Below are 23,906 nucleotides of genomic sequence, written 5' to 3'. Positions count from 1 at the left end.
ACACCAAACGTTATCTTAGTGATATTTACATGCAATATTTTAAAACATTATTATAACTTTATAATAAAATACAATTTTCATATTTAATTTCATCATTGTTTCGTAAAAAATAAAACATGCCTATTTCCAAAGAAACAATTGCATTACTAAGTGCTTTCAAATCTCCAATATTGGAAACGATGAAAGGAGCAAAAGACGAAGTTTCGTTTTTTTTTGATAATGGCGTAGCCACATATATCGATAATCTTATAGATAAGATAAAATACACTAAAACATTTTTACATAGGAGTGAAGACGTTTATTTTTATGACACCTATTTTCCAGTGACATTAACAAGAAAATTAAAAAATAACGATTCTATTGAAATGCCTAGTCATGAACCTTTCGAATTATTCAAATTAAAAAGATTTATTTCGGTAATTGGTAATGCAGGAAGTGGGAAAACCATGTTTATGAAGCAATGTTTTCTTAGTGCACTTGAAAGCAAGAAGCAAATTCCAATTTTAATTGAACTTAGAAATATCAGCAGAGAAGAAATTTCGATAACTGACTATATCTATAAGCATGTACTAAATAACAAACTAAGTCCTAGTCAAAGAATACTAGAAAGAATTCTGGAGAAAGGAAAATTCCTTTTTTTATTAGATGGATTCGATGAAATATTTTCAAATAATAAAGCAAAAATAATAGAAGACATAGAAAATTTTGTAGATAAATATAATAAAAATTACTTTCTGATAACATCAAGACCTGGAGCAAATGCGGAGTCTATCCCTAGATTCTTGAGCTACTACGTATCTCCGTTAAGTGAGAATGAAATATCGAGATTTGTTCATGTACAGTTGAGAGATGATGCTGAACTTGAGAAGAGAGTACAAGCAACTGTTGCGGCACCTGAGAGCAAAGACTATAAGTCATACCTAAGTAGCCCACTGTTATTGTCTATGTTTATATTGACATATAATCTTTATCCTGAATTACCTAAATCTAAATCTAAGTTTTATTGGAATGTTTTTGATACCCTATGCACTAAGCATGATAGTTATACGAAAAAAGGAGGATTTTTACATGAACGAAAATCAGGTTTACAACATGAAGAGTTAGAGAATGTGCTTAAGTGGCTTGCTTATGTGTCTTTATTCGAGGGCAAATATACATTTGATGAGGAATATCTCGTAGATAAATTAAAAAATATTAGAGAAAAATTAAAATTAAATTATAATATAAAAGCAATTATTGATGATTTTGTCGTATCAATATCAATAATTATACTTGACGGATTTGAATATAAATTTCCTCATAAATCTCTACAAGAATACTTAGCAGCTTTACTTGTAAGAGAACAAAGTGAAGAAGCCAAGACCAAGGTGTATTATGAAAGATTTGCATCCATAGAGAACAAGGGAACTGGTGGAAATGAAAACTTATGGTCTATTTGTATAGAATTAGACAAATACTCATTTTATAATAATTTCTTTATCAAACACCTATCTAATTTTTTAATAGAAATTAAAAAGGGTGGAGAAAAAAATATTGTGAAAAACTTCTTCACTTTTTACGACAATGGAGAAGGAATAATCATTAAAAATTCAGAAATAGATTTCCATTCGTTTACAATACCAACAGGTCCTATTTTTCCAATACTTGCCTACCATGGATTACAATTTGACCCTTTCGATTTTATATTATCTTATCACTACGAGAAAAAAGAAATAATTTTAGAACTTTATAAAGATTTTATCAGTGAAAGTAAATTGATATCTAGAAGACCCAAGCATAATGATTATTGGATAAAATACAAAGATTTATGGAATTGGAATTCAGCTAGAACCAGTAAAGTATTTCACAATAGTCAACTAGAAAAAAAGATTACTTCGTTGAAATTTTCAGCAATGGAGATTCTGGACAACTTAAAGGAAAATCTTGCTGAGGATTCTAAAATAAAAAACGACCTATTAGATTTGTAAGAAGTTAATACTTAACTATATTTTATTGAACTATAACTAAGTTTTATTCTAACTACTCAATCAAAATATACCAGCTATGACCCGTTTTTTCCGTAATCTTGCCTATTTAAAACCAATGCACCCCGACTGCCCATGCCCGGCTACCATCCTCAGGATATTGAACAGAAGTGGCAAGACTTCTGGAAAGACCAGCAAACCTTCAAGGCCGAAAACGGCTCGGAAAAGCCCAAATACTACGTGCTCGATATGTTCCCCTACCCCTCGGGGGCGGGGCTGCACGTGGGCCATCCTCTGGGCTACATTGCCTCCGATATCGTGGCCCGCTACAAGCGCCTGCGCGGCTTCAACGTGCTGCACCCCATGGGCTTTGACTCGTTCGGGCTGCCCGCCGAGCAGTACGCCATCCAGACCGGCCAGCACCCGGCCGTAACCACCGAGCAGAACATCGGCACCTACATCAAGCAGCTCTCGGCCCTGGGCTTCAGCTACGACTGGAGCCGGGAGGTGCGCACCTCCGACCCGGCCTACTACAAGTGGACCCAGTGGATTTTCCTCAAGCTCTTCAACAGCTGGTACAACCTGGAAACCGACCGCGCCGAGCCCCTCAAAACCCTGCTCGATAAGTTCGCCGCGAGCGGCAGCGCGGGCATCCGGGCGGCCGGCGACGCCGACGAGCGCCACGAGTTCACGGCCGGCCAGTGGCAGTCGTTCACCGAGAAGCAGCACCTGCAGGCCGTGCACCCCTACCGCCTAGCCTACCAGCAGGACACCTACGTGAACTGGTGCCCCGGCCTGGGCACGGTGCTCTCCAATGACGAGGTGAAGGACGGCCTTTCCGAGCGCGGCGGCTTCCCCGTCGAGCGCCGCCTCATGCCCCAGTGGAACCTGCGCATCACGGCCTACGCCGACCGCCTGCTGCGCGGCCTCGACTCGCTCGACTGGCCCGACGCGGTGAAGGAAATGCAGCGCAACTGGATCGGCAAGAGCATCGGGGCCAGCGTGCGGTTCCCGGTGTACCTGCGCGACGCTAGCGGCGAAATGAAGCCCCAGCCCGAGGAAATCGAGGTATTCACGACCCGCGTGGACACCATTTTCGGCACCACCTTCCTGGTGCTGGCCCCCGAGCTCGACCTGACCCTGGCCCTGGGCGAGCGGGCCGCCGCCCAGGCCGACTACTCGCCCGAAGCTTCCCAGGTCTACTCCGACCTGCAGGCCTACGTGAAAGCGGCCGTGAACCGCTCGGAGCGGGAGCGGCAGACCGACGTGAAGACGGTGAGCGGGGCCGCCACCGGCTGCTACGTGCAGAACCCCTTCACCCAGGAGTTCCTGCCCGTCTGGACCGCCGACTACGTGCTGGCCGGCTACGGCACCGGCGCCGTGATGGGCGTGCCCAGCGGTGACCAGCGCGACTGGCTGTTTGCCACCCACTTCAAGCTGCCCATCCGCCAGATTCTCGACGGCCAGCAGGGCCTCGACCTGCAGGCCGACCCCACCAAGGAGGGCCGCTACATCAACTCGGGCTTCATCACGGGCCTGACTTACGACGAGGCCACCGAGCAACTGCGCCTGCGCCTGCGGGCCAACCGGGTGGGCGAGCCCAAAATCACCTACCGCATCCGCGACGCCATTTTCGGCCGCCAGCGCTACTGGGGCGAGCCCATCCCGATTTACTACAAGGACGGCGTAGCATATGGCGTGGCCGAAGCCGACCTGCCCCTGGTGCTGCCGGAAATCGACGAGTACAAGCCCACCGAAACCGGCGAGCCGCCCCTGGGCCGCGCCACCGACTGGAAGTACAAGGGTAAGTACGAGTACGAGCTGAGCACCATGCCCGGCTGGGCCGGCTCCTCGTGGTACTACCTGCGCTACATGGACCCGCACAACGCCGACCGTTTCGTGGGCGAGGAAGCCGAAGCCTACTGGCAGAACGTGGATCTATATCTCGGTGGCGCAGAGCACGCTACCGGCCACCTGCTCTACTCCCGCTTCTGGCACCTGTTCCTGAAAGACCTGGGTCTGGTAACGGCCAACGAGCCGTTCCAGAAGCTGATTAATCAGGGGATGATATTGGGTGTTTCGGAGAAAACTTATCGTTGGTCAGATAAGTCATTGCTGTCAAAACATATGAATCCTGAAACGGCCAATGAAAACTCCATTTCACGTTTAACATTTCTGTCTAACAAGCGAATAGAAGACTATAAGCTACCTGCTACATCAACCTCAGTATTTGTCAGCGCTGATGCAAAGCATTTATTCTTCGGTCCTGAAGAATCTACTGCAGATGAATCTGTCAATGTCGGTAGTTTAGTCGCGCTAAATGTTGATATATCATTAGTTGAGAGTAATGTTCTGAGCCTATCTAGTTACGAGTCGAGGCTCGTTGATGTAGAGAATGCCGTTTTCGTGTGCACAGGTGGCTTCTGGCAAAATGGCAAATTTTATAAATTCTCATTCGGTGGTTCTGATGTCTTTAAAACTTTCTCTGAAGTCGAAAAAATGTCGAAGTCGAAGTACAACGTGGTGAACCCCGATACGCTGATTGAGCGCTACGGGGCCGATGCGTTGCGGATGTACGAGATGTTCCTCGGGCCGCTGGAGCAGTTCAAGCCCTGGAACACCAACGGCATGAGCGGTGTGGCAGGCTTCCTCAAGAAGTTCTGGCGCCTCTACCACCCCCAGGACGGCACCTTCGCCGTAACGGACGCCGCGGCCGAGCCGGCCGAGCTGAAGACGTTGCACAAGGCCATCCGCAAGGTGGAAGAGGACATTGAGCGGTTCTCGTTCAACACCACCGTCAGCGCCCTGATGATTACGGTCAACGAGCTCACGGCCCTCGACTGCCACAAGCGCGCCATTCTGGAGCCGCTGGTGGTGCTGCTTTCCCCCTACGCGCCCCACCTGGCCGAGGAGCTCTGGCAGCAGCTGGGCCACGCGCCCGGCTCCATCAGCACGGCCGCCTACCCCGAGTTCCGCGAGGAATACCTGGTCGAGGACGTGGTGAACTACCCGGTGGCCATCAACGGCAAGGTGCGCGAGCAGCTGCAGTTCCCGGCTGCCGCCACCGCCGCCGAGATTGAAGCCGCCGTCCGCGCCACCGACATCCTGGCCCGCTTCGCCGAAGGCAAACCCGCCAAAAAGGTGATTGTGGTACCCGGCCGCATGGTGAATATTGTGGTGTAGGGCCCAGTGCCTGAACCCTGCCTGAGGTCATTTAAGCGCAGCAAGGCCCGCCGGATTCGTCCGGCGGGCCTTGCTGCTTTTTCAGCCAGCGCCTCTTTCTGACCGGCCACAGCTGTAAGCGCCGGCCAAACCGGCCCGCCGCGCGTAAGCGGGCCTACGAATCGGCCTCGAAAGCCGATTTGCCTTAACCGGCTCGGCCTGCGGCTTCAATAAGCTTAGCCGGGCGTGCTTTTCAACTTTCTGCGCAGCTTTATGATTGTCCGACCGAGATACAACTGGTTCCGCATGCTGTTCGTGTGGCAGGGTTCGGTGCTGCGGCAGGTGCTGCCGCGCCTCCTGATTTTGTTGGCGCTGTCGGTGGGGGTTACGTATTTTCACGGCACTGTTTTTCACTACCGGGTGCCGCTTACGGCTGCGCCATTCACGCTTTTTGGGGTGGCCCTGGCTATTTTTCTGGGCTTCTACAACAACGTCAGCTACGACCGGTACTGGGAGGGCCGCAAGCTCTGGGGCGCCTTGCTCAACGATACCCGCTCGCTGGCGCGGCAGGCCCTGACCATGAGCGGCTACCCGGCCGGCTCGGCACCGGCCGTTCATTTCGTGCGGCTGCTCATTGCCTTCACCCATGCCCTGCGCCACCAGCTCCGCCACACCAACCCCCGGGCCGATTTGCAGCGCCTGCTGCCGCCAGAACTTGCCCATACGGTGCAGCAGGCTCATTTTCGGCCGGTATTGCTGCTGCGCGAAATGGGCCGCTGGCTCCAGGAGGCCCGCGCAACCGGCCACCTGGATGCCACCACCCAGCTGGCCTTCGACCGTAACCTGAACCAGCTATCCGACATTGTGGGCGGATGCGAACGGCTGGCCGGCACCCCCGTGCCCTATACCTACAGCGTGCTGCTGCACCGTACCGTGTACCTGTACTGCTTTTTGCTGCCCTTCGGATTGGTAGAAAGCATTAGCTGGGCCACGCCGCTCGTGGTGGTATTTATTGGCTACACATTTATGGCGCTGGATGCCATCATCGGAGAAATCGAGGAGCCCTTCGGCACGGAGCCCAACGACCTGGCACTAAACGCCATGAGCCTGACGATTGAAACCACCCTGCTTGAAATGGCCGACCAGGACACTCCCATCTGGCCCAAAGCCCAAACCGGCTATATAATCGACTGACAGCCCCGGGCGGCCGGTTGCCCTACTCCTGCTTTTCCGCATCAGCCAGCTGCTGCTGCTGCTGCTTTTTAGTCAGCGAGGCGCGCACAAGGCCATACGAATGGTCGAGCAGTTCCCGCAGCAGCCGCTCGGGGATGCCCGTGCCGATGAGCACAGTGTTCCAGTGCTTCTTGTTCATGTGGTAGCCGGGCAGCACGTAGTCGTGCTCTTCGCGCAGCTGCCGGGCCCGCTCCGGGTCGCACTTAAGGTTGAGGCTGGCGAAGGTATCGATGTCGGTGAGGGCGAAGATTTTACCGCCCACCTTGAACACCAGCGTTTCGGGCCCGAACGGCGTTTCCTCCGTCACCCCGGCTTTCAGCAGGCAATAGTCGCGGAAATCTTCAATATGCATAGTATCAGTGGCTTGGTTTCAGTTGCCAGTGGTCAGAGCTTGTGCTGCTGGATATTCTGAGGCCCCGGCGGGGCGGCATATCGGTAGCCCCCATGTGCGAAGAGCGGAACAATGTAAAGCCCCGGCGGGGCGACACCACCGGTTCACCGATTGGTGGCGCCCCGCCGGGGCCTGGGTCAGCTAGCCTTGCTACCGATGGGCCGCCCCACCGGGGCTTTGGGCAACCCGGCACCAGCAGCCAGTAGCTAAAGTTTTTACCGGATAAACCAGCGGTAGAGCAACACCACCAAAGCCACCAGAAACATCGAAATGCTCAGCTTATTGATGAAGTGCATGGTCCGGAGGTTGAAATTGGAGGGCCGGCTGGGGTCATTCTTGCGGAAGAAATAACCAAGAGCGGGGCCGAGGTCGAACAGATTTTTGCGCATGAGAAGAAGAAGTTGCGGGTTCGGAAATATAACATCGGCCGCCGGAAAAAGATTTGCCGGCTGGCTCCTAAATGACTGGAATAGCGGCCCTAGCCGCGGTAAAGCTGTTCGAGGCGTAGCAGATTATTCTGGCGGATAATCTTGCGCTTCAACTTGAGCGTGGGCGTCAGCTCGCCCGATTCCACGCTCCAGGGCGTGGCCAGCAGCGCCACTTTCCTGATCTGCTCCCACTGGGCAAACGTGGCATTGGCTTCTTCCAACAGCTGCTCGTAGCGCTGCTGCACCTGCGCATGGGCCACCAACGCCTCATCCGACATCCCGGCGAGCAGGCCCTGCTGGCCGGCGGCCCAGGTGCGCAACTCGGCGAAGGCCGGCACCAGCAGCGCGGCCGTAAACTTCTCGCCCTCGCCCACCACCATCACCTGTTCTACCAGCGCCGACTCCGACAGCCTGGATTCCAGGGGCTGGGGGGCCACGTACTTGCCGTTGGCGTTCTTGAACATCTCCTTCTTGCGGTCAGTGATTTTCAAAAACCTGCCCTGCACCAGCTCGCCGATGTCGCCGGTGTGCAGCCAGCCGTCGGCGTCGAGCACCTCGGCCGTGAGGTCGGGCCGGTTGTAGTAGCCGCGCATCACGGAGGGCGAGCGGGTCAGGATTTCGCCGTCGGCGGCAATTTTCACCTCCACATTCGGCAGCACCGGGCCCACGGCCCCAATCAGGTTGCCCTCGGGCTCGGGGCGGCTGGCGGCAATTACGGGCGAGGTTTCGGTCATACCGTAGCCTTCCATCACCCGGATGCCGGCCGCCCAGAACACCCGCGCCAGCCGCGGCTGCAGCGCCGCGCCGCCGCAGATAATAAAGCGCACCTCGCCTCCCAGGGCGGCCCGCCACTTGCTGAAGACGAGCTTGTTGGCCAGCGCCAGCTGGGCGTTGTACCACCAGCCCTGGTCTTGCTGGGTGTCGTAGCGCAGGCCCAGCGCCAGGGCCCAGTCGAAGAGCTTTCGTTTAGTGCCCGTCAGCTGCTGGCCGGTAGCCACAATCTTGTCGAATATCTTTTCGAGCAGGCGCGGCACGGTGGTAAAGGCGTGGGGCTGCACCTCGCGCAGGTTGTCGGCAATGCGCTCCACGCTCTCGGCGTAGTAGATGCTGAAGCCCAGCTGCAGGTACAGAAACGTGGCCGTGCGCTCGAAAATGTGGCTCAAAGGCAGAAAGCTGAGCGTTTTCGAGCCCGGCGCCAGCGGCAGGTAGCTCAGCAGGTTCTCGCAGTTGAAGAGGATGTTGCGGTGGCTGAGCATGACGCCCTTGGGCCGGCCGGTGGTACCCGAGGTGTAGATGAGCGTGAGCAAATCGTCGGGCTGCACGGCGGCCTTCAGCGGCATCAGCTCGGCCGGGTCGGCGGCGGCGCCCTGGCTTAGCAGGTCGGCCAGCGAGGGCACGCCGGGCGTGGGCTCGAAGGTGAAGATATGCTCGGGGCCGGCTTCGAGCCCAGCCACGGCCTGCCGCACTTTGTCCAGCAGCGGGCTGCCCTCTACCAGCACCACCCGTACGCCGGCATCCTGGAAAATGTGGCGGTAATCGTCGACGGTGATGGTGGGGTACATGGGCACGCTCACGGCCCCAAGCTGGGCAATAGCCATATCGGCCACCACCCACTCGGGCCGGTTGGCGCAGATGATGGCCACTTTGTCGCCGGCCCCCACGCCCAGCGCCCGCAGGCCCAGGCTGAGCTGGTCGCTGCTTTGCTGCACCTGTTGGGCGCTGCGGGGCTGCCAGCGGCCGTCGCGCTTTTCTACCAGGCAGTCGGCCTGCGGGGTGGTTTCGGCCAAGTGGGCCAGCAAATCGAAGGTGCGGGAAAACGTCATAGAAAACAGGGCGGAGTAAGCGGCCGGAACCGCAACAGTCAGTCAAAAATAGCCGGCTTCGCGGTGGCAACGGTGCCAGGCCCTAATTTTATCAGACTACATTCGCTTCAGAGACACTTATCCGCGCCGTTGCTCCGCCTATGAACCCCCTGCTGCTGTTGCCGTTGCTGCTGCTGAGCGCGCCGGCCGCCTTCGCCCAAACCCAGCCAAACGCCGAAACGGAGGCCGTGCAGCAAACCGTTCGCCAGTTCTTTGAGGGCATGCGCCGCGGCGACAGCGCCGCCGTGCGCGCCACGCTGGCCCCGGGAGCGGTGTTTCATACCATCACCACCGGCCCGGCCGCGGTCCACCCCGAAAGCCCAGCAGCCTTGCTGCGGGCCGTGGGCACGCCCCACCCCGAAGTCTGGGACGAGCGCATCACATTTGAAAAAGTACTCATCGACGCCAACCTGGCCAGCGTCTGGACGCCCTACGAGTTCTACCTGGGCAGCACCTTCAGCCACTGCGGCTACAACTCGTTTCAGCTGGTAAAGCTGGCCGACGGCTGGCGCATCGCCCACGTTATCGACACGCGCCGCAAGGAGAAGTGTAAGTAATGCGATTCTGCATGCTAACGCCCGCACGGTGTAGAGACGCGTATTCGCGTCTCGTCGTTGAACGGTTGGCACCCCAACAGCCAGCACATCACCTGTTAAACAATGTCAGCAACGACGAGACGCGAATACGCGTCTCTACACCGTTCTGGCTATTATTCCTTTGCCGCCGCCACGATATCCGGCACCTCGAGCACTGATTTCGGGTAACCGCTTTGGCTGACGTGGAGCATGGCCCGGCCCAGCTCCACCAGCGTGGAAGCGTATTTAGGCGCCAGCCCCCGCACTACCGGGTACAGCCAGCCGAAGTACTTGTAGTACGACAGCACGTGCTGCTGGCCGGGCGTGGCTTGCAGGAAGCCAGGCCGGAACAGGAAGGCCGCCCGGAAACCCAGCTGCCGCAGGGCATTTTCGGTTTCGCCCTTCACCCGCGCCCACATCTGGCGGCCCTGCTCCGAGGAATCGGTACCCGCGCCCGACACGTAGCAAAACGTGAGGTCAGGGCCGTTGCGCTGCAGCAGGGTGCGGGCGAAGTGCAGGGTGAGGTCGTAGGTGAGGTGGCGGTACTCCGGCTCCTTCAGCCCCACCGCCGACACGCCGAGGCAGAAGAAGCAGGCGTTGTAGCCCGTCAGTTGGTCGGCAATGGGCGCCAGATTCTGGAAATCCTCGTGCAGCAGCTCCCGCAGCTTCGGGTGCTGGTGCCCGCTGGGCCGCCGGCTGATGCTGAGCACCTGCTCCACATCGGGGTTGTTGAGGCATTCCAGCAGGACCCCTTCCCCCACCATCCCGGTCGCCCCGGTCACGATTACACGTAGTTTCATGGGCATGAGGACGGATGAGTTGGGCGAATGTTTCAGCGTTGATTTTCACCTCCCGTAATGGTAGCGGCATTGGAGCAGCCATACTACGTCTCCTTCAATCCGGTACACGAGCCGATGCTCATCCGTAATACGGCGCGACCAAGTACCGGCCCGCTCATGTTTCAGCAGTTCCGGTTTACCAGTACCCGTGAGCGGAGTGCGTTGCAACTCCTTTAGCAGCGCGTGTAGCCGCCTCAAAATAGCTTTGTCGGTTTGCTGCCAATATTGATAATCTTCCCACGCCACCGGCACGAAAGCCAGGGCGTACCTCATTCGGCGGGAAGACTAAAATCGACGCGCTTGCCCGCATCAAACTGCTCGTAAGCCTGCCGTAGACGCTCGGCGTTAGCGGGCGAAGCATTCAGATAGGCCGTAGTATCAACCACGGCGGGGTCAATAGGTCGCGGATTGCTGACGAATTTCAGGTTTCGCAGCATTTCCAGCATGAAGGCGACCCTTTCAGCAGGTACTTCAAAAGTGATTTCCATACGATGGAAGATAATCTAAATCGGGATAATTACAGTTCAGCATTCTACCCCACCACCGGCTCCCCCAGAAACTCCTTTTCCACCCAGCGGCCGTCTTCGCGCATGAGGTCGATGAGCTGGTCCACGGCCTGTTCTTCGGGCACCGATTTCTTGATGACCTCCTGGCCGCGGTAGAGGGCAATTTTGCCCTTGCCCACGCCCACGTAGCCGTAGTCGGCGTCGGCCATTTCGCCGGGGCCGTTCACGATGCAGCCCATAATGCCGATTTTCACGCCCTTCAGGTGGTCGGTGCGCTTGCGGATCATGGCGGTGGTTTCCTGCAAATCGAACAGGGTGCGGCCGCAGCTGGGGCAGCTGATGTACTCGGTTTTGCTCATCCGCGTGCGGGCCGCCTGCAGAATGCCGAAGCTGAGCTGGTTGAGGCCGTCGATGTCGCGCAGCAGGGCCTCCTGGTCGCTGGTGGGCAGCACATCGGTGCAGAGCGAGATACCGTCGCCGAGGCCGTCGATGAGCAGGCCGCCCACGTCGGTGGCGGCGTCGAGCTGGGTTTGGGCAGGGTTGCCCATGGAGTACACCCGGCGCACCACCACCGGACAGGTTACGCCGGCTTTGATGAGGGCGAAAAACGCCTGCCGCATTTCGGGCATGGCGTGCGCGTTGGCCGTATCCAGCACCAGCACTACCCGTCGCTCCGGCCGCAGCCGCGCCAGTAGCTGGGCATCTACACTAGCCAAGTCTATCAGCAGGAAATTGAGCTCCGGATGCAGCTTAGCCTCATCATGCAGGTACGAATCGATGGTGAGCAACGGGTAATGGTCGGCGCGCTGGCCGGCGGCCCGCCAGGCCCCGTGGGTCACGATTTCGCGCAGACCGTTGGGCAGCATAAAAGGCGCCGGCCGCTCGCCGGTGTAGATGTAGTCGGCCCCCAGGTCGCTCATCTGAAACTTGTCCAGAAACGGTGAGTACAGCTGTCCGGCGGCCCGCAAATCGGCGTACTCCAGCCGCGGCAGCCGCGACAGGTCGGTCACTACCCGCGGCACGTTCAGCCCCCCAAAATTGAGTACCTCGTGCGTGTCGCGGCGGTGGTACTGGAAGGGGTTGATGGGGCTGTTTATTGAGCTGTTAGCTGATAGCTGTTCGCTGTTCGCTTTTTTGTTCGACGGAAAGCTATCAGCTAACAGCTCTGCGCTAACAGCTTTAATTGGATCTGCTTCTGCCGCCCTGTTCGTGTAGCGGTTGATGAGCATGCGGGCCACCGGGGCTTCGGCTTCGGGGGCTTCGGTGAGCGAGACGCGCACGGTGTCGCCGAGGCCGTCTTCGAGCAGCGTACCGATGCCCACGGCGCTCTTGATGCGGCCGTCTTCGGCCTCGCCGGCTTCGGTTACGCCTAGGTGCAGCGGGTAGGGCTGCAGACCTTCCTCGTCAAGCTTCTGCACCAGCAGGCGGTAGGCCTGCACCATTACCTGAGTGTTGCTGGCCTTCATGCTCAGCACCACGTCGTAGTAATTCTCCTCCTCGCAGAGGCGCAGAAACTCCAGCGCCGACTCCACCATGCCCAGCGGCGTATCGCCGTACCGACTCAGAATGCGGTCCGAGAGGGAGCCGTGGTTGGTGCCGATGCGCATGGCCGTGCCGTACTGCTTGCAGATTTGCACCAGCGGCCGGAACCGCTCCCGGATGCGCTCCACCTCGGCCGCGTAGCTGGCATCGGTGTACTCGATGAGGTCGAACTTCTTCTTGTCGGCGTAGTTGCCGGGGTTTACGCGCACTTTTTCTACGATGCGGGCGGCCAGCTCGGCGGCGTTGGGCGTGAAGTGGATGTCGGCAATCAGCGGCACGTTGCAGCCGCGCTTGCGCAACTCCTTCCTGATTTCGAGCAGGTTCTGGGCCTCCTTGGTGCTCGGGGCCGTGATGCGCACGTATTCGCAGCCGGCCTCTACCATGCGCAGCGTCTGCTCCACCGAGCCGAGCGTGTCCATGGTGTCCACGGTGGTCATGCTCTGCACCCGAATCGGGTTCAGGCCACCCATCGGCAGGTCGCCGATTTTCACCTCGCGGCTCAAGCGGCGCTTATACTCGGTCAGGCTGGGGCAATACGTCTTGTTCATAGGAAGAAAACCGGAGGCCGCGGATGAAAGTTGCGCTGGCAGGGCAAAGGTACGCGCTACCGGGCAGCGGCCAAGCCCCGGCCGCCGCCGGTGGGCCGCCTAAAACCCAGCTCAACTTTGCCCTCACCGCCTATTCCCGGAGCCGGGGCTCTATCTTGGCCGCTACTCCGCCCCTTTTCCCGCCTGCCCCATGCGCCTCACTGGTTTCTCCCGCCGCCGTTTTCTGCAACTCGTAGCCCTGGCCCTGGCCGGCCTGCCCCTGCTGGGGGGCTGTGGGGCGGGCCACCTGCCCGCCAGCGCCCGGCCCGATTACCTGGTGTATGTGGGCACCTACGCCGAAGCGGAGGCAGAAAGTATTTTCCTCTACCGGCTCGGCAGCGACGGGGCGCTAACCCGGTTGCGGGCCGAAAAGGCCGGAGCTAATCCGTCATTTATCGCGCTCGACGCCCGCCACCGCTACTTGTACGCCGCCAACGAAGTAGGCCAGTTTGAGGGAGCGGCCAGCGGCTTCGTCAGCGCCTATGCCATCGACCAGCGAACGGGCCAGCTGACACCCCAGGGCCGCCAGGCCTCGGGCGGGGCCGACCCCTGCTACCTGAGTTTGAGCCCCGACAACCAGGCCGTGCTGGTAGCCAACTACTCGGGTGGCAGCGTGGCCCTGCTGCCCCTGGCTTCCGACGGGCAGCTAAAGGCCGCCGCGACCACCAATGCGCACCAAGGTTCCGGCCCGAACCGGGAGCGACAGGAAAAGCCCCACGCCCACTGCATCATCCCCGACCCGGCCGGCCGGTTTGCTTTCGCCGTCGATTTGGGCATTGACCAGGTGGTGGGCTACCGGCTCGATGCGGCCAGGGGCCAGCTGGAGCCATTGGCTGCACCGGCCTTCACAACCCAGCCCGGCGCGGGGCCGCGCCACCTCACCTTCCACCCCAACGGCCGCTGGGCCTACCTGGCCAACGAACTGACCTCGACCGTTACGGCCCTGCGCTACGATACAACTGCCGGCCGGTTCGACGAAGTAAACACACTCTCGGCCCTACCGGCCGGTTTTTCGGTCCCCAATACCGCCGCCGACATTCACGTGGCCCCCAGCGGCCGGTTTGTATACAGCTCCAACCGCGGCCACAACAGCTTGGCCGTTTTCAGCGTGGCCGCCGAAGACGGCCGCTTGATCCTGCTGCAAACCGTGAGTACCCAGGGCCAGACGCCCCGCAACTTCGCCCTTAGCCCCGACGGCCGCCTGCTGGTGGTAGCCAACCAGAGCTCCAACTCCCTCGTCACGTTTCGCGTCGATGCCCAAACCGGCCTGCTCACGCCAACCGGCCACACGGCCACGGTGCCCAAGCCGGTTTCCCTGCAAGTACTGCCTGATTTTATGGCCCGCTAAGCAGGCAGTACTTGCAGGCATACAGGCAAGCGGCCGGGCGAAGCAGCCAGCGTTACATCTGCTTTCCGTGAACTTGTTCCGTCTTCCCGGCCCGGGTAAATACCTGTTCGAGGCTGTCGGTTTGCACGCCGGGGGTTTCGTCGAGGGCGGCGTGGTGCATGGCGCGGGCCACGGTGCGGGCATGAATGGGGCGGTAGCTGCGCAGCAGCGGCATGGCACTGGCCGCCGTGGCCAGCCACAGGCCTATTTTTTCGGCCGGCCGGCTTTCGGCCCGCGGACCCGCCAGGATGCCGGGCTGCAGGATGCGGATGCGCTGGAAGGGCAGCCGCTTGACGTCGCGCTCCAGCTCGCCCTTCATGCGGCTGTAAAACATCAGCGCATCGGCATCGGCCCCGCTTGAGGATACCAGCACGTAGGCCGGCACCCCGTTTTCGGCCGCTGCCTGGGCGGCCTGGTACTGATAGCTGTAATCGACCTGGTACTGCGCTTCCTGGCTGCCGGCCTGGGCCAGGGTAGTACCCAGGCTCGAAAACAGCACGTCGCCCTGCAGCAGGTGGTTCCAGGTGCGCGGCTGGTCGAAATCCACTATATGCTCCTCCAGCCGCGGGTTCTGGTAGCCGGTAGGCCGGCGAGTGAAGACTTTGAGGTGGCGGAACTGCTCGTCGGCGAGCAGCTGCCGCAGCAGGTAGTCGCCCACGAGGCCAGTGGCCCCAATCAGGAGTGCGGTATCCATAGTAACTGATGATTTAAAAGTCAGGGGGCAATTCTAGCTCAACCGTAGCCTGCCCAAGGCTAACGATGGTACCACACTTTCGTTGGCTAAAAGTTTTGAAAGCGGGACTACTGCATCAGCAGCACTATTTTACCAATGTGGCTGCTACCCTCCATCAGCCGGTGGGCCTGCGCGGCCTCGGCCAGCGGGAAGGTGCGCTCGATAACGGGCCGCAACCGCCCGGCCGCTACTACGGGCCAGATATGCTGCTCTACTTCCCGCGCCAGCGCCGCCTTGAACTCGGCCGAGCGGGGCCGCAACGTGCTGCCCGTGATGGTGAGGCGGCGACGCATGACGTCGAGGGCGTTGAACTCAGCGGCCGCGCCCTGCATAGCATTAATGAACACCAGCCGGCCATCGTCGCGCAGCAGGCGCAGGTTTTTGGGCGTGTAGTCGCCACCAATCATGTCCAGAATCACATCGGCCCCGCCGGCAGCGGCTACCACGGCCTCAAAATCCTGCTCCTTGTAATTGACGACGATATCGGCCCCGAGGCGGGCGACGGCGGCGCATTTTTCGGCCGAGCCGGCCGTGGTAGCCACCCGGCTGCCCAGGGCGTAAGCCAGTTGCACGGCCAGCACCCCGATGCCGCTGCTGCCACCGTGCACCAGCAGGGTTTCGCCGGGCAGCAAGCCCCCGCGCTGAAATACGTTGTGCCACACGGTAAAGGCCGTTTCGGGCAGGCTGGCGGCTTCGGGCAGACTAAGGCCGGCCGGAATGGGCAGGCAGTGGCCGGCCTCCACCACGGCATATTCGGCGTAGCCGCCCTGGCCCAACAGGGCGCACACGGCGTCGCCGGGCTGCCAGCGGGTTACATTGGGGCCGCAGGCTTCTATGTGGCCGGCTACTTCGAGGCCCGGCACGAGGCCGGCCACCTCGTTGGCGCCGGCATATTTGCCCTGGCGCATCAGCACATCGGGGCGGTTGACGCCGGCGGCGGCCACCCGCAGCAGCACCTGGCCGGGGCCGGGCTCGGGGCGCGGGCACTGCTGGAGTTCGAGGACCTCCGGGCCCCCGGCTTGGCGGATAACAATAGCATTCATGGCATTGGTAGTAAGGGCAGGCGGGCAACCACCCGCCCAAGTGAACGTAAGCTGGGCTTTACGGGCAAACAGCTTTCTAGGGTATTGCAGGGTCCGCGGGCCCTGCGCTGGTGGCGGCCAAGCCCGGGTTCGCTCTCCGGGCGGCGTTCCGGCCGTTCGCCGGCTGCACCAGCCCGCCATTGCCCCGCACTACTCTTTGCCTGCTCCCTGCCTTCTCCCCGGAGGCTCATCGTTCCACCCTATGAGAATCCCGCTTCAAGTTCCCCGGTTTTTGCGCTCAGCCGGGCAAACAGGCCGGCTGGCGGCCTGGCAGACCGGCCGGCTGTTCCGCAAAGCTACCCGCTCCGCCCTCGATGCGGTGCAGGATGTGCTGCGGGCCGAAGTACTACAGGGCAACGGCGAGCTGGTGCGCGAGTTTCTGGTGGGCAAAGCCCTGCCCGTGGCCCGGGCGCTGCTGCTCGAGCGCATGGCCGCCCGGCTGCTGCTGCGCCTGGGCCTGCGCGGGGCCCTGGCCAGCAACGTGGTGGGCTGGGTGCTGCCCCTGGTAGTCGAGCAGCTGCTGAAGGCCGGGCATAAGTCGGGCCTGTTCGAGAAAGTAGGCCAGCACGCCACCGTGCAGGACACGCTCCGGCGCCTCGACGAACTGCGGGCCGCCACCTGGAAACGCCTCGCCCCCGACCACGGAACCGGGGCCCAGTGGCTCCCCAACGACCACGAACCACCCGCGCAGCTTTCGGCCTGAAATTTGGCTTGAGGCGGCCTACAACTCATATATCGGGCAAATAATTCCTGGTATAAATTTTATTTGTTTTTTACCTTTTCTATGCCCTGGCGGGAAATCCGAACCCCAAAACCGGGTCGTAAGTGGCCCCACATGAAAGATACTGCTGCCTCAGCTGCGACCGAAGCCACGCTGTTTCCGCCCGCCCGAACTGCCCTGCGCGACCTGTACCGCGCCGCGCGCCACCTGCCCTCCTCCGACCCCTACACCCCCGCCCGCCTGGGTCGTATTGCCGATCAGGCCGAGTATCTACTCGACTCCTGGCCCGTCAGTCAGTGGCCGATGTCTCTGCACTCGGGCCAGTCGTTGCCGGCCCGCGCCGTGCTGCTGGGCTGGGTCGCGGCCGCCCGCCGCGACATCAGCCACGCCGGCACGGCCGCCGGTACCAGCTGGCCCTACCCGCAGTGGCACCGCATCACCACTACCCTGCTGGCCGCGCTGGTGCCGTTTGCCTGAAGGGCCGCCCTGCGCCGGCGACCCGGCCGGCGCGGGGCATTATTACTTAGGGCTAAGCCTCAGCCCTAAGTAACGGGCACGGCACCCGGCGTTTGGCAGGCTGGTAGTATTTCCGCATTTTTGAGGGACAGGCCCCACTCCGCGGCCCCGCCCCCTCTTCTCCATGACGCAAGAACTTACCAACGGCTTCGGCAAAGTGTACCTCACCATCGCCTACGACCCGGCCAACCAGTGGGTGTACAACGATTGGGTGGGCTACCAGACCTACACCGGCATTGTGGCCGGGGCCAATGCCTGCCTGGCGCCCCTGCGCGCGCACGCCTGCCCCTACCTGCTCAATGATAACCGCCAGGTTATCGGCCCCTGGGACCACGCCGTGGAGTGGATTGTAACCGACTGGGCCCCGCGCGCCCTGGCTCAGGGCCTCACCCACTTCGCCCACGTCGTCAGCCCCGAGGCGCTGGCCGCCATTTCGGCAGAGGCCATGCACCTGGGCATCGGCGGCCGGCTGCAGATGAAGATGTTCGGGGATGTAGAGGAGGCCAAAGCCTGGCTGCGGCAGGCGCAGCGGGGGGTAGCGGCGTAAGGGGCATATTGATAGCCGGTTGTTAGGAGTAAGACTGCAACGCTTTTCGGTTATTGCATTAGCACGTTCGGTATAGCATTACTATGGCAGTTATTATCCCGGCCAACGACCGCAAAGCTTCAAACTTATACTTGTCAAGTTTGCTTATTTCTACCGGTGCGCTTCTACTTTACTGGCCAGGCTTCACGCCTACTTATTTCAGTAAAACCATATTCTATTTTGCTCTTCTCCTGACGCTTTTACTATTGGTTCGCATGGCCTGGAAGGTACGATCAGGTAGCTATTGGGCTAAAGCGTTATTGCTCTTGTTTAGCATATCAGGTACAATCCTATACTTGATACAACTGCCCCAACTCACCGCACCCTGGTTTCAAACTGTTCTGAACCTTTCGGCCACCGCTCTTCAGATTGGAGCCATTGGCATTATCATTCGTGACTGGTTGCGCCGACCTGCGACGGGAGTTGGCCAATGAAACGATTTGATGAGCTAAACAGCTTACCCCACCCCGGCAACCCCACAAAAAAAGCCGCATCCCCCGGATGCGGCCTTTCTAAGATCGGGGCGCGGAGAAAAATTCCCACCCAACTCCGGCCCGACTCTGACCCTGGCGCTAGTGCAGGAACAACAGTTCGCGGTACTTTACCAGGGGCCAGTCCTCATCGTCCACCATCAGCTCCAGCTTATCTACTGAGCGGCGGATGGCGTCGAAATGCACTTTAACTTCGTCGCAGTAGGCAATGGCCTGCTCGCGGGTGTCGGTTAGTTTGTTGGCCGCTTTGCGGGCGTTAATCATTTCCGCCACCTGGGTTTTAATGGTGGCTACGTGGCGGGAGATGGATTTGATGGTGTCGAGCGTACCGTTGGTGAACTCGTCGTCGAGGCCCAGCTCGCGCAGGCCGCGCACGTTGTTTACCAGCTTGGTCTGGTAGGCCAGGGCCGTGGGCACGATGTGGTTGATGGCCAAATCGCCCATTACCCGGCCTTCAATCTGAATTTTCTTGACGTAATCTTCCAGCACAATCTCGTGGCGGGCGTGCAGCTCGACCGGCGAATAGATGCGGTGGCGCTCGAACAGTGCGGCCGACTCGGGCGTGACGATGGCGTCGAGGGCCTGGGGCGTGGTGGGCACGTTGCTCAGGCCACGGGCCACGGCTTCCTCCTTCCACTCGTCGGAGTAGCCGTTGCCCTCGAAGCGGATGGCCTTGGAGCTGATAACGTACTCGCGCAGCACCTCCACAATGGCCACTTCCTTCTTGCGGCCATCGGCAATCAGCTGGTCAACCGAGTTCTTGAAATCGATAAGCTGGTCGGCCACGATGGTGTTGAGCGTGGTAACGGCCGATGAGCTGTTGGCCGACGAGCCCACGGCCCGGAACTCGAACTTGTTGCCGGTGAAGGCGAAGGGCGAGGTGCGGTTACGGTCGGTGTTGTCGAGCAGAATGGCCGGAATCTTATCGATGCCGAGCTTGAGGTAGATGTTGTCGCCCTTATCGAGCGGCACCTTGGCCGTGCGCTCCAGCTCGTTCATCACCGAGTCGAGCATCGAGCCCACGAACACCGACATGATGGCCGGTGGGGCCTCGTTGGCGCCCAGGCGGTGGTCGTTGCTGGCCGAGGCGATGCTGGCGCGCAGCAAATCGGCGTGGCGGTGCACGGCCTTGATGGTGGTAATGAAGAAGGCCAGGAACTGCAGGTTTTCCTTGGGCCGGCGGCCGGGAGCAAGCAGGTTTACACCCGTATCGGTGCTCAAAGCCCAGTTGTTGTGCTTGCCCGAGCCGTTTACGCCGGCAAACGGCTTCTCGTGCAGCAGCACCTTGAAGTTGTGCTTGTCGGCCACGCGGGCCATCACGTCCATCAGCAACTGGTTGTGGTCGACGGCCAGGTTGGCATCCTCGAAGGTGGGGGCACACTCGAACTGGTGGGGCGCTACCTCGTTGTGGCGGGTGCGCAACGGAATGCCGAGCTTGTTGGCTTCCTCCTCATAATCGAGCATGTAGGCATGCACGCGGGCCGGAATGGAGCCGAAATAGTGGTCGTCGAGCTGCTGGCCCTTGGCGGGCGAGTGCCCGAACAGGGTGCGGCCGGTCATCATCAGGTCGGGCCGGGCGGCGTACAGGGCCTTATCGACCAGGAAATACTCCTGCTCGATACCCAGCGTAGTCGTCACGCGGGCCACGTCCTTGTCGAAATAGTGGCACACATCGAGGGCAGCCTTCTCGAGGATTTCCAGCGACTTGAGCAGCGGGGCTTTGTAGTCGAGCGCCTCGCCGGTGTAGGCCACAAAAATGGTGGGGATACACAACGTTTTAGCCCCGCCGGTTTCAATAATAAAGGCGGGCGAAGTGGGGTCCCAGGCGGTGTAGCCGCGGGCCTCGAAGGTGTTGCGGATGCCGCCGTTGGGGAAGCTCGACGCATCGGGCTCCTGCTGCACCAGGGCCGAACCCTTGAAGTTTTCGACCGGCCGGCCGTCGGAGTTGAGGTCGAAGAACGAGTCGTGCTTTTCGGCCGTGGCACCGGTCAGGGGCTGAAACCAGTGGGTGTAGTGGGTAGCACCCTTGGCCATGGCCCAGGTTTTCATGGCCGAAGCCACGGCGTCGGCCACATTGCGCTCCACGGGGTTGCCCTGCTTGACGGCCGCCTGCAGCTTCTTGAAGTACTCGCCGGGCATGGTGGCCCGCATGGCGTCGAGGTTGAACACGTTCTTGCCGAAGCTGTCGGAGCGCCGCTCCCCGGTGTTCACGACGGCCAGCGGCTGGCGTTGGGTAACTTGCTCAAGGGCTTTAAAGCGGAGAATGGCCATTGGGGAAACGAATTGCGCGGAGGAAAATATAGGAGTGTACTGCTTATTTACAGGGTCAAATATACGAACCATGTATATAAAACGATTAGAGTCCCTCAATTTTGCACCCACTTTCTCGATATAACTACCCTTTTGCTGGGTAAAGCCTATATTATTTTACCCCTCTTTGGTAAGATGCAGGTCTATTCTGTAAAATGTGGAGCTTTCCGAGGGGCGGCACAAAAAAGCCGGGTGGTACCGGCCGGGCAACTGGCGCGGGTCACATCGGAGCCGGGGCTTTACCTTTGCGGGCGTGAAAAGCCGCTTTGCGTTTCAGCCGCGCTACTTCCTGTTCTGGCTGCTGTATTTCGGACTGGTTCGGGTCCTGTTTCTGGTATACTACCTGCCGCGCACGCTGGCGCTGCCGGCCGGCACGGTGCCGCGCATCTTCGGCCACGCGTTGCGGCTCGATGCTTCGGCGGCGGCCTACCTGTGCCTGGCCCCCTTCCTGCTGTTCGTGGTCGGTAGCCTGGCCGGCCCGCGGTTTGGGCTCGACAAGGCCCTGCGATGGCTGACGGGCGCGCTGGTGGCGCTGGTGGCCCTGCTCACGGTAGCCGATCTGGCCCTGTACGGTCCCTGGGGCTTCCGGCTCGATGCCACGCCGCTGCAGTACCTGCGCACGCCGGGCGAGGCGGCGGCTTCGGCTACTCCGGGGATGCTGGGGCTGTTGCTGGGGCTGTGGCTGGCGCTGCTGGGCGCGGGCTGGGGCTTATATAAAGGAGTAGTGGGCCGGCTGCCGGAGCTGCCGGCGGGCTTCGGGCGGGGCCGGGCGGCACTGGCGGGGCTGCTGTATCTGGTGCTGCTGGCCGTGCCGCTGCGCGGAGGCCTGCAGCAGATTCCCATCAACCAGGGCGACGTGTACTTTTCGGCGGTGCCGTTTGCCAACCACGCGGCCATCAACGTGCCCTGGAACGTGCTCAACTCGCTGTTTCTGCAGAACTCCACCCGCAACCCCTACCAGTTCCTGCCCGACACCGCCGCCACCCGCCTCAGCGCCAGCCTCTACCAACCGGGTGGCCCCGATACCATGCGGCTGCTGCGCCCCGGCCTGCGCCAGCCCAACGTGCTGTTTATTATTCTGGAGAGCTTCACGGGCAAGCTGGTGGGCCACCTGGGCGGCGAGCGGGGCGTAACGCCCACCCTCGACAGCCTGAGCCGCACCGGCGTGGCCTTCCGCAACGTGTTTGCGGCCGGCGACCGAAGCCAGAAGGGCCTCGTGGCGCTGCTGTCGGGTTACCCCAACCAGCCGGCCACCAGCATTATCAAGTATCCGCGCAAAACCGAGCGGCTGCCCCACCTAGCCCGGGTGCTGCGCGAGCAGGGCTACTCCACGGCCTACTACCACGGCGGCGAGTTGGCCTTCGCCAACATGAAAAGCTACCTCGTCACGGCCGGCTACCAGCGCTTCACCGAGCGGGCCGACTTTGCGGCCCAGGACCAGAACGCCAAATGGGGCGCCCACGACCACGTACTGTTCAATAGGCTGCAGCAAGAGTTGCCGAAGCAGCCGGCCCCGTTTTTCGTGACGGCCTTCACCCTGAGTTCCCACGAGCCCTTCGACGTGCCCATGCGTGCCCGCTTCCCGGGCGCCGACGAGGCCAGCCGGTTCCGCAACTCCGTGTTTTACACCGACCACGTGCTGGGCCGGTTCCTGCAAACGGCCCGGCAGCAGCCCTGGTGGCCGAACACGCTGGTGGTGCTGGTGGCCGACCACGGCCACCCCCAGCCCGGCGGCTCGCCCAACCACGACCCGGCCAAGTTTCGCATCCCGCTGCTGCTCACCGGCGGCGCGCTGGCCCCCACCGCCCGGGGCCGGCAGGTCAGCACCTACGGCTCGCAAACCGACGTGGCCGCCACGCTCCTGCACCAACTGAACCTGCCCGCCACCAACTTCCCCTGGAGCCGCGACCTGCTGGCCCCCGCCCCGCCCGCCTGGCCCGGCGGCGCGGCCTTCTACTGCTTCACCGACGGCTTCGGCGTGGCCACGCCCGCCGGCACGGTCACCTACGACAACGTGGCCCGCCGCGTCATCGAGCGCGATTCGGCCGTTTCCCGGCGGCAGTTGCGCTTCGGGCACGCGTACGAGCAGGTGTCGTTCGGGGATTTTCTGGGGAAGTGAGGGAGTGGCTGGGGCGTAGCTTCGTGATGGATGGCGAAAGCTCTATTTTGGCTGGCCTACCTTATGGGGGAGCCTACATAGAAGCAAATTTAATACGTTCGTCATTAAATTATTCCTAACTAGGGCGAATCAGTAGTTTTTTTAATCTACAATAATTATCTTAATCTTATCTAATTTATCCTAAATAACTTATTTAAAAATCAGGGGATTGGTTTAATATCTTCCCTTTTTTATCATAATGCCAATTGCCAAATTCTCGTTTGGTTCCGTTTTCATACCAGTCAATTGCTTTTATAGAGCCATTTTTTCTAAAAAACGCAACTAAGTAAATTTTCTTGTTTTCATAGTATTTAATAGCCTCAACATAATTGGATGGATTGTAGATAACCCATATTCCATCTTTATATCCATCAATTTCTGAATTAAATACAGAATTATTGCTAACCAAGTCAGTATACATATAGGCTCTTTTAGTATCTACATTGCTTGGAGAAATTGCAAATTTTTTATTTTTTAAAAATACAGTGCATTCGATTTTGCTCTTACCTAGACTGTGTGGACAGTCATCGGAGCCAATCGAGGGCGGCGAGCAGGTGAGCGCCGGCTAAGAAGCAGGTGGCGGTTTTCTCGTAGCGGGTGGCAAAGCCCCGCGCCTCCTTAAGCCGGCCAAAGAAGCGTTCGACTTTGTTGCGGTCCGCATACAGGTTCTCATCATAGGCCCGCTGGTCTATCCGGTTGGCCTTAGGCGGAATCACGGCTTGCGCGTGTTGCCCGGCCACAGCCGCTAGCACGGCGTTCGTGTCGTAGGCCTTATCGGCCACCACAGCGCCGGGCTTTTCGGGCAGGGCGGCCAGCAGTTCCGGTAGCACGGT

21 protein-coding genes are annotated in these 23,906 nt (G+C 59.4%); 9 read left to right on the top strand and 12 right to left on the bottom strand.

The genetic code is table 11. From position 1 onward, the window contains the following. Positions 1–116: 116 nt before the first annotated feature. The 3 genes from BLW21_RS16060 to BLW21_RS16050 all read left to right on the top strand — a co-directional run bounded on the left by BLW21_RS16060 (position 117) and on the right by BLW21_RS16050 (position 6,320). Positions 117–1,967, top strand: coding sequence for an NACHT domain-containing protein (locus tag BLW21_RS16060; RefSeq protein ID WP_092741893.1), 1,851 nt, complete (start codon positions 117–119; stop codon positions 1,965–1,967). A gap of 132 nt (positions 1,968–2,099) precedes the next feature. Further along, positions 2,100–5,147: a leucine--tRNA ligase gene (locus BLW21_RS16055; RefSeq protein WP_092741891.1), complete on the top strand. Its 3,048-nt coding sequence runs from the start codon at positions 2,100–2,102 to the stop codon at positions 5,145–5,147. 252 nt (positions 5,148–5,399) lie between these two features. Next, the gene (locus tag BLW21_RS16050) at positions 5,400–6,320 is read left to right on the top strand and encodes a bestrophin family protein (RefSeq protein ID WP_092742129.1); all 921 of its coding nucleotides are present in this window, start codon (positions 5,400–5,402) and stop codon (positions 6,318–6,320) included. A 22-nt stretch (positions 6,321–6,342) separates the two neighbouring features. Here the strand turns inward: BLW21_RS16050 and BLW21_RS16045 are convergent, their stop codons facing one another. The 3 genes from BLW21_RS16045 to BLW21_RS16040 form a co-directional block, all read right to left on the bottom strand. Further along, the gene (locus tag BLW21_RS16045; RefSeq protein ID WP_092741889.1) at positions 6,343–6,711 is read right to left on the bottom strand and encodes an MmcQ/YjbR family DNA-binding protein; all 369 of its coding nucleotides are present in this window, start codon (positions 6,709–6,711) and stop codon (positions 6,343–6,345) included. Positions 6,712–6,965: 254 nt separating this feature from the next. Next, on the bottom strand, positions 6,966–7,139 hold the full coding sequence (locus BLW21_RS21585) for a DUF6728 family protein (protein WP_175471008.1): 174 nt from the start codon (positions 7,137–7,139) through the stop codon (positions 6,966–6,968). Between the two features lie 89 nt (positions 7,140–7,228). Further along, positions 7,229–9,001 carry an AMP-dependent synthetase/ligase gene (locus BLW21_RS16040; RefSeq protein ID WP_092741887.1) on the bottom strand — a complete coding sequence of 591 codons (1,773 nt, stop codon included), beginning with the start codon at positions 8,999–9,001 and terminating at the stop codon, positions 7,229–7,231. A gap of 140 nt (positions 9,002–9,141) precedes the next feature. Between BLW21_RS16040 and BLW21_RS16035 the strand changes: the two genes are divergently transcribed. Then, a complete protein-coding gene (locus BLW21_RS16035) occupies positions 9,142–9,597 on the top strand; it encodes a nuclear transport factor 2 family protein (RefSeq protein ID WP_092741885.1) in 456 nt (151 codons plus the stop codon). 152 nt (positions 9,598–9,749) lie between these two features. Here BLW21_RS16035 and BLW21_RS16030 read toward each other — a convergent pair whose 3' ends face one another. Genes BLW21_RS16030 through ispG form a run of 4 tightly spaced genes read right to left on the bottom strand, consistent with a single transcriptional unit; the run spans position 9,750 to position 13,050 of the window. Then, positions 9,750–10,415 (bottom strand): Rossmann-fold NAD(P)-binding domain-containing protein, encoded by a 666-nt coding sequence (locus tag BLW21_RS16030; RefSeq protein ID WP_092742127.1) that lies wholly within the window; start codon positions 10,413–10,415, stop codon positions 9,750–9,752. 45 nt (positions 10,416–10,460) lie between these two features. Beyond that, positions 10,461–10,727 carry a Txe/YoeB family addiction module toxin gene (locus tag BLW21_RS16025; protein ID WP_092741883.1) on the bottom strand — a complete coding sequence of 89 codons (267 nt, stop codon included), beginning with the start codon at positions 10,725–10,727 and terminating at the stop codon, positions 10,461–10,463. After that, a complete protein-coding gene (locus tag BLW21_RS16020) occupies positions 10,724–10,942 on the bottom strand; it encodes a hypothetical protein (RefSeq protein ID WP_092741881.1) in 219 nt (72 codons plus the stop codon). Before BLW21_RS16020 ends, BLW21_RS16025 begins: the two co-directional genes overlap by 4 nt. Positions 10,943–10,986: 44 nt before the next feature. Continuing rightward, the gene (gene ispG, locus BLW21_RS16015) at positions 10,987–13,050 is read right to left on the bottom strand and encodes a (E)-4-hydroxy-3-methylbut-2-enyl-diphosphate synthase (protein WP_092741879.1); all 2,064 of its coding nucleotides are present in this window, start codon (positions 13,048–13,050) and stop codon (positions 10,987–10,989) included. Positions 13,051–13,240: 190 nt separating this feature from the next. Here ispG and BLW21_RS16010 point away from each other — a divergent pair, with 190 nt between their 5' ends. After that, entirely contained in the window at positions 13,241–14,437 is a 1,197-nt protein-coding gene (locus BLW21_RS16010; RefSeq protein WP_092741877.1) for a lactonase family protein, read from the top strand. A gap of 52 nt (positions 14,438–14,489) precedes the next feature. Here BLW21_RS16010 and BLW21_RS16005 read toward each other — a convergent pair whose 3' ends face one another. Then, positions 14,490–15,170, bottom strand: coding sequence for an NAD(P)H-binding protein (locus BLW21_RS16005; RefSeq protein WP_245711925.1), 681 nt, complete (start codon positions 15,168–15,170; stop codon positions 14,490–14,492). A gap of 107 nt (positions 15,171–15,277) precedes the next feature. Further along, the gene (locus tag BLW21_RS16000; RefSeq protein WP_092741875.1) at positions 15,278–16,252 is read right to left on the bottom strand and encodes an NAD(P)H-quinone oxidoreductase; all 975 of its coding nucleotides are present in this window, start codon (positions 16,250–16,252) and stop codon (positions 15,278–15,280) included. A 271-nt stretch (positions 16,253–16,523) separates the two neighbouring features. Between BLW21_RS16000 and BLW21_RS15995 the strand changes: the two genes are divergently transcribed. From BLW21_RS15995 to BLW21_RS15985, 3 genes are all read left to right on the top strand, one after another. Beyond that, positions 16,524–16,994 carry a hypothetical protein gene (locus BLW21_RS15995; RefSeq protein ID WP_092741873.1) on the top strand — a complete coding sequence of 157 codons (471 nt, stop codon included), beginning with the start codon at positions 16,524–16,526 and terminating at the stop codon, positions 16,992–16,994. Positions 16,995–17,126: 132 nt separating this feature from the next. After that, on the top strand, positions 17,127–17,489 hold the full coding sequence (locus tag BLW21_RS15990; RefSeq protein WP_092741871.1) for a hypothetical protein: 363 nt from the start codon (positions 17,127–17,129) through the stop codon (positions 17,487–17,489). 163 nt (positions 17,490–17,652) lie between these two features. Continuing rightward, positions 17,653–18,075: a hypothetical protein gene (locus BLW21_RS15985; RefSeq protein ID WP_092741869.1), complete on the top strand. Its 423-nt coding sequence runs from the start codon at positions 17,653–17,655 to the stop codon at positions 18,073–18,075. 611 nt (positions 18,076–18,686) lie between these two features. Here the strand turns inward: BLW21_RS15985 and BLW21_RS15975 are convergent. Next, the gene (locus BLW21_RS15975) at positions 18,687–20,876 is read right to left on the bottom strand and encodes a glutamine synthetase III family protein (RefSeq protein ID WP_092741865.1); all 2,190 of its coding nucleotides are present in this window, start codon (positions 20,874–20,876) and stop codon (positions 18,687–18,689) included. A gap of 292 nt (positions 20,877–21,168) precedes the next feature. Between BLW21_RS15975 and BLW21_RS15970 the strand changes: the two genes are divergently transcribed. Then, a complete protein-coding gene (locus tag BLW21_RS15970) occupies positions 21,169–23,034 on the top strand; it encodes an LTA synthase family protein (protein ID WP_092741863.1) in 1,866 nt (621 codons plus the stop codon). A 193-nt stretch (positions 23,035–23,227) separates the two neighbouring features. Here the strand turns inward: BLW21_RS15970 and BLW21_RS21240 are convergent, their stop codons facing one another. Further along, the gene (locus BLW21_RS21240) at positions 23,228–23,494 is read right to left on the bottom strand and encodes a hypothetical protein (RefSeq protein ID WP_139255253.1); all 267 of its coding nucleotides are present in this window, start codon (positions 23,492–23,494) and stop codon (positions 23,228–23,230) included. 103 nt (positions 23,495–23,597) lie between these two features. Further along, positions 23,598–23,906, bottom strand: a 309-nt coding sequence (locus BLW21_RS15965) for a transposase (protein ID WP_139255252.1), incomplete at its 5' end; no start/stop codon positions are given.

The organism is Hymenobacter psychrophilus (genome assembly GCF_900107135.1).
GTDB classification, from domain to species: Bacteria; Bacteroidota; Bacteroidia; order Cytophagales; family Hymenobacteraceae; genus Hymenobacter; species Hymenobacter psychrophilus.
The sequence above is the reverse complement of the archived record's forward strand: the minus strand, read 5'-3'. Positions and strand labels throughout refer to the sequence as shown.

Excerpts from the sequence above, each read along its gene's own strand:
- BLW21_RS15990 (WP_092741871.1), top strand. The coding sequence starts at position 17,127 with ATGAAAGATACTGCTGCCTCAGCTGCGACCGAAGCCACGCTGTTTCCG.
- BLW21_RS15985 (WP_092741869.1), top strand. The coding sequence starts at position 17,653 with ATGACGCAAGAACTTACCAACGGCTTCGGCAAAGTGTACCTCACCATC.
- BLW21_RS16030 (WP_092742127.1), bottom strand. The coding sequence starts at position 10,415 with ATGAAACTACGTGTAATCGTGACCGGGGCGACCGGGATGGTGGGGGAA.
- BLW21_RS16020 (WP_092741881.1), bottom strand. The coding sequence starts at position 10,942 with ATGGAAATCACTTTTGAAGTACCTGCTGAAAGGGTCGCCTTCATGCTG.
- BLW21_RS16005 (WP_245711925.1), bottom strand. The coding sequence starts at position 15,170 with ATGGATACCGCACTCCTGATTGGGGCCACTGGCCTCGTGGGCGACTAC.
- BLW21_RS16035 (WP_092741885.1), top strand. The coding sequence starts at position 9,142 with ATGAACCCCCTGCTGCTGTTGCCGTTGCTGCTGCTGAGCGCGCCGGCC.
- BLW21_RS16000 (WP_092741875.1), bottom strand. The coding sequence starts at position 16,252 with ATGAATGCTATTGTTATCCGCCAAGCCGGGGGCCCGGAGGTCCTCGAA.
- BLW21_RS16010 (WP_092741877.1), top strand. The coding sequence starts at position 13,241 with ATGCGCCTCACTGGTTTCTCCCGCCGCCGTTTTCTGCAACTCGTAGCC.
- BLW21_RS16055 (WP_092741891.1), top strand. The coding sequence starts at position 2,100 with ATGCCCGGCTACCATCCTCAGGATATTGAACAGAAGTGGCAAGACTTC.
- BLW21_RS16045 (WP_092741889.1), bottom strand. The coding sequence starts at position 6,711 with ATGCATATTGAAGATTTCCGCGACTATTGCCTGCTGAAAGCCGGGGTG.
- BLW21_RS16025 (WP_092741883.1), bottom strand. The coding sequence starts at position 10,727 with ATGAGGTACGCCCTGGCTTTCGTGCCGGTGGCGTGGGAAGATTATCAA.
- BLW21_RS21240 (WP_139255253.1), bottom strand. The coding sequence starts at position 23,494 with ATGTATACTGACTTGGTTAGCAATAATTCTGTATTTAATTCAGAAATT.
- ispG (WP_092741879.1), bottom strand. The coding sequence starts at position 13,050 with ATGAACAAGACGTATTGCCCCAGCCTGACCGAGTATAAGCGCCGCTTG.
- BLW21_RS16060 (WP_092741893.1), top strand. The coding sequence starts at position 117 with ATGCCTATTTCCAAAGAAACAATTGCATTACTAAGTGCTTTCAAATCT.
- BLW21_RS16050 (WP_092742129.1), top strand. The coding sequence starts at position 5,400 with ATGATTGTCCGACCGAGATACAACTGGTTCCGCATGCTGTTCGTGTGG.
- BLW21_RS21585 (WP_175471008.1), bottom strand. The coding sequence starts at position 7,139 with ATGCGCAAAAATCTGTTCGACCTCGGCCCCGCTCTTGGTTATTTCTTC.
- BLW21_RS16040 (WP_092741887.1), bottom strand. The coding sequence starts at position 9,001 with ATGACGTTTTCCCGCACCTTCGATTTGCTGGCCCACTTGGCCGAAACC.
- BLW21_RS15975 (WP_092741865.1), bottom strand. The coding sequence starts at position 20,876 with ATGGCCATTCTCCGCTTTAAAGCCCTTGAGCAAGTTACCCAACGCCAG.